Source organism: Nocardia farcinica, assembly GCF_029867845.1.
Taxonomy (GTDB): domain Bacteria; phylum Actinomycetota; class Actinomycetes; order Mycobacteriales; family Mycobacteriaceae; genus Nocardia; species Nocardia farcinica_A.
On record NZ_JARWRU010000037.1, the window covers coordinates 1 to 1,968 of the forward strand.

At 72.0% G+C, this 1,968-nt stretch carries 2 protein-coding genes; both read right to left on the reverse strand.

Annotated features, from left to right (window positions below; all coding sequences use genetic code 11):
• On the reverse strand, window positions 1–1,499 hold a 1,499-nt coding region (locus tag QH283_RS00545; protein WP_280501055.1), incomplete at its 3' end, for a TldD/PmbA family protein.
• 17 nt (window positions 1,500–1,516) lie between these two features.
• Window positions 1,517–1,968, reverse strand: a 452-nt coding sequence (locus QH283_RS00550) for a TSUP family transporter (protein ID WP_280501056.1), incomplete at its 5' end; no start/stop codon positions are given.

Below are 1,968 nucleotides of genomic sequence, written 5' to 3' on the forward strand. Positions count from 1 at the left end.
CCCGTGCCGGCGGGCCCGGGGGGGCCCCCCCCCGCCACCTGGCCCGGCTGGGCCTTGCCGCAGTTGAACGCCCCGCCCAGCCGCCAGGTCGACGGCCCGCCGACGGCCTCCATCGCGCCCCAGAAATCGGTGGTGGTGGCCTGGTAGGCCACATCGCGCACCTGTCCGGCCAGTTCGCCGTCGCGGATGCGGAAGAACCGCTGGCCGGTGAACTGGAAGTTGTAGCGCTGCATGTCGATGGACCAGCTCTTGTCGCCGACGATGTACAGCCCGTTCTCCACCCGCGAGATCAGCTCCTCGGTGCTGGTGTCGCGCTCGGGGGCGGGAGCCAGCGACACATTGGCCATGCGCTGGATCGGCACGTGGTGCGCGGAGTCGGCGTAGGAGCAGCCGTTGGAGCGCGCCAGACCGAGGCGCGGGGCGAAGGCGCGGTCGAGCTGGTAGCCGACGAGCACGCCGTCGCGGATCAGATCCCAGCGCTGCCCGGCCACGCCCTCGTCGTCGTAGCCGACGGTGGCCAGCCCGAACGGCTCGGTCCGATCACCGGTGACCCGCATGATCGGGGTGCCGTAGCGCAGAGTGCCGAGCTTGTCGGGGGTGGCGAAGGAGGTGCCCGCGTAGGCGGATTCGTAGCCGATGGCGCGGTCGTACTCGGTGGCGTGGCCGATGGACTCGTGGATGGTCAGCCACAGATTCGTCGGGTCGATCACCAGATCGGTCGGCCCGGCCTCGACGCCGGGGGCCACGGCCTTCTCGGCCAGCCAGCCGGGGATGCGGGCCAGCTCGTCGTCCCAGTCCCAGACGCCGTCCGCGCCGGTCACGTACTCCCAGCCGCGTCCGGCGGGCGGAGCGAGGGTGCGCATGGTCTCGAACACCCCCGCGGTGGAATCCACGGTGACCGCCTCGAGTTCGGGGTGCACCCGCACCCGCTGCTGGGTGATCACCGTGCCCGCCGTGTCGGCGTAGTAGGTCTGCTCCTTGACCTGAAGGACGCTCGCGGTGACGTGGTCGACCCCGTCGGCGGCGGCCAGCCGCCGCGCGTATTCCTGCAACAGCGCCACCTTCTGCGCGGTCGGCACCTCGAACGGGTCGATCACGTACTCCGACACCCACTCGACGTCGGGGTAGCGCGGTTCGGGCGCCAGTTCCACCCGTTCGCGGTTGAGCGCGCGCAGCGCGGTCGCGACCTCGACGGCCTGGCGGGCCACGGCGACCGCGTGCTGCGGGGTGAGTGCGGCGTGCGAGGCGAAACCCCAGGTGCCGTCCACGACCACGCGGACCGCGAAGCCGAGGTCGGTGTGGTCGGCGACCGACTCGACCCGCCCGTCGCGCAGGCGGATGGATTGGGTGCGCAGACGGTGCACCCGCAGGTCGGCGTGCGCGGCCCCGGCCGCCCTGGCGGTGCTCAGGGCGGCCTCGGCGAGCGCTCCCAGTGGTAGCGCGCGGAATTCGGCGTCGACGGCCCGGCGGGCCCTGCCCTCGGAAGTCGCGGTGCTCACCCCGATCACGCTACCGGTCAGCCGAATTGCTGCCAGCCCAGCCTGGTCACCATCACCACCACCACGACCAGCAGCACGATTCGCACGAACTCCGATCCCCGGCGCAGGGCCATCCGCGACCCCGCGACGGCGCCGGCGACATTGGCCAGCGCCATCCCCGCGCCGAGGGCGAACATGATGTGCCCGGTGGCGCCGAAGAACAGCAGCGCGCCCACATTGGACCCGCAGTTGATCACCTTCGCCATCGCCGCCGCCCGCACGAACTCGGTGCCGAGCAGGGTGGCGAAGGTGATGATGAGGAAGGTGCCGGTGCCGGGACCGAGCAGGCCGTCGTAGGCGCCGATCAGCCCGGCCGCCAGCAACACCACCAGAATCGTCTTGCGCCGGGTCGGCGGATCGGTGGCCAGGGTGACGCCGACCGACGGGCGCGCGGTGACGAACACGGCCACCGCGACCAGCACCACCATGA